Below are 5,793 nucleotides of genomic sequence, written 5' to 3'. Positions count from 1 at the left end.
GGCCAGATACCGGCAATCAACTCCACCGCTTGGTTGGCCACCTGGCTACTCGATGTGGCGACGGTATGGAACCGTGAACCAAGCAATCGACCGAGCCGGCGAGCCGAACCGCGACGGAGTTGGCGTGCCATTTTGGGCGTGACCGCATCGACCTTCCAAACCAACTCGTCGAGCAAGCAATCCGCCGAGGCTTCGATCACAACCTGGTCCGCATCCGCGTTCGCCGCAGAATCACTTTGCACCACAGCCTCGGCAACCGCTTCGACCTCGGCAACCGCTTCGACCTCGGCGTCCGCTTCCACTTCAGCAACCGCTTCGACATCAGCAACCGCTTCCACTTCGGCGACCGCTTCGACTTCGACTTCCACTTCGGCATCGGCATCGACGGTGGACCACATGTCGGGCTTTTCGACGTGATTGTTGCGGTCCAAAATGCAGTAGGGCTTGTAGACGAGCGGATAGAAGTTCCAGACCTGGATATCCGCGGCCGCCAAATCATACGGCAGGTAGGCCTCTTCGATTGTCGCGATGATTGCCGAAGAACCGATGATCGCGTCCGCAGAAGGGGCATCTGCCGCGATCGCATCAAGCTCCGCTGCCGCTTCAAATTCATCCGCATCGGCTACCACTTCGACATCCGCATCGGCCACCTCAAACAGCTCCGCTTCGCCCCGCACTTCCACTTCGGCCACTTCCACTTCGGCCAGCTCCACTTCGGCCAGCTCCGCTTCGGCCAGCTCCACTTCGGCCAGCTCCACTTCGGCCAGCTCCACTTCGGCCAGCTCCACTTCGGCCAGCTCCACTTCGGCCAGCTCCACTTCGGCCAGCTCCACTTCGGCCAGCTCCGCTTCGGCTGACTCCACTTGGGCTGGCTCCACATCGGCTACTTCCACCGCTTTGACTTCCGCCGGCTCATCTGCGGAGAAGTCGGCCGCCAATGACTCGCTGGCGGTGGGGGTTTCGTCGGCGAGTACTTCGGCTGCGGGAGCCTCGGCGGTTACCGGTTCGGCGGCGGCGGGTTCGGAAGAAAGGGGTTCATCAACCGCAGAACCGATCGATGCTTCGCTCTTGGGAGGGGTGGTCGCCATGACATAGCTGCTACTGAGCAAGTCTTCGGCTTCGTGACCGGGAGCGTCAACATCGATCGGTTCTTCGTCAGCGAGTGATTTCAAATCGCTGCGTTCCTCATCGGCAGTCGCGAGATCGTCAACACAGTGATTGTCGGGGGTGTCCACAATCGGTGCTGGCAAGATCCCTTCGTAATAAGAAACCTCTTCCGCTTCTGCCTCGTTATCGCTAGACGCCACGGCGTCATGCGTGCTGCTACTCTTTTCCGCCATCTGCTGAAGCCGCGAGATTTCCTCGAGCGAGCTTTGAGCATAAGGGGCGACCATCGCAAACGGTTCGATCATCTGTTGGATCGACACACCGCCACGACGACTGACGCTTTCCGCAACGGCAAACAACGCGTCCAGGACCGCACTCGACTCAGGTGCGTTCGCCTGATCCTCTTCGTTTGCCTCAACCTCTTCACAAGCTTCGGTTACAACCGAAATATCCTTGATTTCATTTACTTCTTGCAAAGTTGCGGAAAGCGTCGACATTCCCAGCGGACCCGAATCGTGAGTCCCCCATCCGCACCACTGATCAAATCCATCTACCGTCGAATCAAGCGGTGCGACATCTGTCTTGGGATCAAAGTTGACGTCCACTGCATAGCTCGCACCGGAGCCTGCGACCGTGATACCGGCAATGAAACAAGACAATAGGAAGCGGCGAACACGCTGAGTTAAACAAATCTTCATGGATAAATCCTCCTGATAAAATTCTGCATACCTCGCAATGTCTCCGACAAGGGACATGGCCGGGACTCTAAACAAAGAGCCAGCGAGGTACACAGAGTGCGTCGCTAGCGAGGGCGACTCTATGCGGATGGGTCTGGCGGGAAATAAAATTCCGAAGACGGTGGGGCTCACTTTGATCCAGTGGGAATCAAACCAGAGGCTGATCATCTTGCGGAACAATAAGCGTATCGGCGACTTTTCGGGCTACGGTTACTCTAGCGGCCACGAAAACGATAACGATGCCATGCGACCGTTCCGGTCGTAACGGCTGGGAAGAGCCAGGACCAGGTGGCGGATTTCCGCACAAGTCCCGCTGTCCACTAGCGTCCGCATTTCAATGCGAAAAGCGACCGCCTTCGTCCCCCAAATCAATCATTGGCACGTTGCGATGCGGAACCATCGTTGCCATCGATTGAGCCCCAAACGGCCTCACTACCGCGATCGACGCAATCGCCAACGTGAACGGCCTTGGTCCTTTGCATAGGCTTTGCGAAAGGCATCAAACGTGGTGCTGTGAAGCACCGCATCGGTGGCCTTGCGAACATCGGCTAGCCGATCGTGCAGTGGGCATTTTTCACCGACGCCACAGACGCCGCCACCAAACGGGCAATGCGTCGAATGTTCCTCTCGCTCGAACAACGCATAGACGTCATACAGTTTGACCTCACGCGGGTGCATCGCAAAGGTGAACCCGCCTCCAGGCCCCCGCGTTCCCTCGATCAATCCCGCCGCCGCCAGCGTCGACAAAATCTTGCCCAAGAATGGACGCTGCAATCCTCGATCCTCGGCGATCTCGGTCGCGGAAAGTCGTGTCGCCCCACCATCGTAGACCTCCGCCAGCCGGCTAAGCGCAGCGATCGCTGTTTCCGTCGCTTTTCCGTACATAAGATCCACAAAATGAAATCGGGAGGGCGACAGCCACCATCGATCGAGCTTAATGCGATACCGCGTCCGCTTCGGCCTCGGGATGATTCAATCGCCCTGTAAACACGTTGGCGATCAATCTTAACATGACGGTCAAAATCAACAATCCGAAGGCCCAAATCCCCGCAGTCACCTTCCACTCCACCAAGCTGGGTGTGTACTCCACCATCTCGTGCAGCGTCGAAGGAATGAACCCAGGAATGATCAGCCCCATCCCTTTCTCGATCCAGATCCCGACGATCACCAACAAACATGCGATGATTCGTATCGAACCACGCTGCAGCGCTGCGGGACTAAAGAACAACACGGTGCCGATCAGATTCATGGCGATCGCGGTCCAGATCCAAGCGACCAAACCGTCATGACCATGCAACCCAAAGAACAGATACTTTGCCGACACACCATGCGCACCGCCGGTGTAAAACAGCGTAAAAATCTCGCTTGCCAACATCACGAGGTTGATCACCATGGCGACGCGAATGATTTGAATCAGCGTTCGTGCGGGCCCAGGCGGCGCCGCATATCCGCTGGTGATCCGCAGGACTCGCATCACCAAGATGATGAACGCAGGGCCGCTGACAAATGCCGACGCGAGAAACCGCGGCGCCAGTAACGCCGTATTCCAAAACGGACGTCCCCCCAAACCGCAATACAAAAACGCGGTAACGGTATGAATACTGATCGCCCAAACGATTGACAGAAAAACAAACGGGATGTACCAGACCGGATTCGGTTTGCGGCCCAAATACCGCATGTAAAGCAAATAGCCGACGATGTGCAGGTTGATCACCAAGTAACCGTTCAACACGATCACATCCCACGTCAACATCGACATGGGCCAATTGAACCGGCCAATTCCGGGAATTAAATGCCAAAATCGATCGGGACGCCCAAGGTCCACCAGCACGCTGAGCGTACACATCACGATCGCGGCAACCGCAACCGCCTCGCCGACGATCACCACCTTGTGCATCTCTTCGTCATCGTACAAATAGGCGGGAATCACCATCATCACCCCTCCGGCAGCCAAGCCGACGCAAAAGGTGAAGTTGGCGATATACAATCCCCAACTGACGTGGTCCGTCATGTTGGTGGTGATCATCCCGGCGGCGACTTGGTTTGCCCAAGCGTTTGCGCCAACCAATGCCACCGCAGTCAACGCCGTCATCCAGGCATAAAACCCAAGCGAGCCATCGGTTGCCAACGACAGCGAACGCCGCAGGAAGGCGGGATAACTCAATATCGCGGAAGGTTTTTGCAGGGTGCTCATAGGGGATTCGTCAGTCACGGTGCGGCGGATGGTTTTGCGTTCCCATGGGCGATCGCGATTGGGCTACTCGGTACTCACTTGTCGAAAAATTCACTCATCGAAAAAGATTTACTTATCGAAAAAGTAAAAGAACGCTGGCTTCGTGCCTAACTCTTCTTTCAGCACATACACACGTTTGTTCTCGAGCAGCCAGCGAATGTTCGAATTGGGATCCAAGATATTGCCAAACACCCTCGCCCCCGTCGGACAAGCTTCCAAACACGCAGGCAGTCGACCGCGGCGAGTCCGGTGCAAACAATAGGTACACTTTTCGACCACACCTTGAGGGCGGATGCGATTGCTGAGGTAACTTTGATCGGGGTTCACTTCGTCGGCCGGCACTTCGGGCTTCTTCCAATTGAAACGCCGGGCGTGGTACGGACAGGCAGCTTCGCAGTAGCGACAACCGATACACCAGTTGTAATCGACCACCACAATGCCATCCTCCTCCTTCCACGTTGCCTGGACAGGACAAACATCCACACACGGCGGCTCGTCACATTGTTGACACTGAACCGGCAAATAAAACTTGCCGTCCGCAGGAACCGTATGCGTGTACGTCGTATTCCCCTGTTCCATGTCCATCGTGCCCTTGGGCATTTCAAGCACACGGATGTAGGACTGGTTTGTGGCGCGGTCGTGGTTGTTTTCTTTGTGGCACGCTTCGACACACTTGCCGTTCCCGTTACAAACACTCAAGTTGATCGCGTAGACAAACTTCGTGCCTGGCACAGGGCGATCGTCACCGATCGTCACGTCCGCACCATATTCCTCTTTCGTCTCTTGCTCCAGCCGCGCAATCACCTCGCGTTTATCTTCATCGCTCAGCTCTTGATAGTGCTGCTGCATGAACTCTGCAGCCGTTGTTTCCTTGGCCGCATGACGTAGCGGCGAGATTGCACCGACAAACGCCGCAGCACCCAGCGTGGCAAAACCGCCCTTGACCGCGGTTCGGCGAGTCACAATCGGCAGCGACTTTTTCAATTGCGAATCGCTCATACCGCCCACCTCTGGTTTAAAATTCGAATGGGATCATCGCAATTGTTAGTGGGACGTGACGCGTAAGCGGCCGCGTCTCGCACGCTCCGACTCACCATCGGTGTAGCGAATGTCGTCAAAACATTTGCGTCACAGCAGAATCTCCCGAAACTCTTGACGAGTTCCGCTACCCTCGTCTGCCCGTAGCGGAAATCGTTCACGGCACTGGAATCTGCCTGGGAAACAGGGTTTTCAACTGCGGCACCATGGGCATCGTCCGCAGGCGGACTCAAAAAACGATCGCGAGGCTTGAACGTCGGCTGCATCTGCGGGAACGCGGGCACGTGCGGATCGTGGCAATCGATACAGTTGTTTCGCGTCTGCGGACCACGCGTGAGGTCCCAATAGCCATTCATCCCGCCATGAGCCCCATGTTGATAATCACGATACTGCGGGCCGTGACATTGAGCACACAATGTCATCACATCGACATACTGCACCTTCGTGCTATCCGCCAACCGCAGTGAATCGGCATCATCGGGATGGTGACACGAATAACAGGTTGTCGATCCGTGAGAAAACGTCATCCCTTGATGGAATTGATCCAAATCGGCTGGCGAACGATTGGCAAAGTTCGGTTCGCGAACGCTGTGACATGTAGAACAGGCGATTGTCCCCGAGCGGCCTTGCGGGTCCACGACCCCTGAATCAATTCGAGGCGGCCCGTCCGGTCGCCGG

Annotated in this window: 4 protein-coding genes and 1 pseudogene; all 5 read right to left on the bottom strand. The window is 56.4% G+C overall.

Annotated features, from left to right (window positions below; genetic code table 11):
• Window positions 1-1,805 (bottom strand): annotated as a pseudogene (locus ABX962_RS28235) (hypothetical protein); the annotation flags it as partial.
• Window positions 1,806-2,276: 471 nt separating this feature from the next.
• Entirely contained in the window at window positions 2,277-2,729 is a 453-nt protein-coding gene (locus tag ABX962_RS28230) for an Rrf2 family transcriptional regulator (RefSeq protein WP_372724471.1), read from the bottom strand.
• A gap of 49 nt (window positions 2,730-2,778) precedes the next feature.
• On the bottom strand, window positions 2,779-4,038 hold the full coding sequence (gene dsrP, locus ABX962_RS28225) for a sulfate reduction electron transfer complex DsrMKJOP subunit DsrP (RefSeq protein WP_372724469.1): 1,260 nt from the start codon (window positions 4,036-4,038) through the stop codon (window positions 2,779-2,781).
• Window positions 4,039-4,146: 108 nt separating this feature from the next.
• Window positions 4,147-5,076, bottom strand: a complete 930-nt coding sequence (locus ABX962_RS28220) for a 4Fe-4S dicluster domain-containing protein (protein WP_372724467.1) — start codon at window positions 5,074-5,076, stop codon at window positions 4,147-4,149.
• On the bottom strand, window positions 5,073-5,793 hold a 721-nt coding region (locus tag ABX962_RS28215), incomplete at its 5' end, for a hypothetical protein (RefSeq protein ID WP_372724465.1). The genes ABX962_RS28220 and ABX962_RS28215, both read right to left, overlap by 4 nt.

This window comes from Novipirellula sp., from assembly GCF_041583735.1.
GTDB lineage: Bacteria > Planctomycetota > Planctomycetia > Pirellulales > Pirellulaceae > Novipirellula.
This window is presented reverse-complemented; position numbering and strand designations above follow the sequence as displayed.

Excerpts from the sequence above, each read along its gene's own strand:
- ABX962_RS28230 (WP_372724471.1), bottom strand. The coding sequence starts at position 2,729 with ATGTACGGAAAAGCGACGGAAACAGCGATCGCTGCGCTTAGCCGGCTG.
- dsrP (WP_372724469.1), bottom strand. The coding sequence starts at position 4,038 with ATGAGCACCCTGCAAAAACCTTCCGCGATATTGAGTTATCCCGCCTTC.
- ABX962_RS28220 (WP_372724467.1), bottom strand. The coding sequence starts at position 5,076 with ATGAGCGATTCGCAATTGAAAAAGTCGCTGCCGATTGTGACTCGCCGA.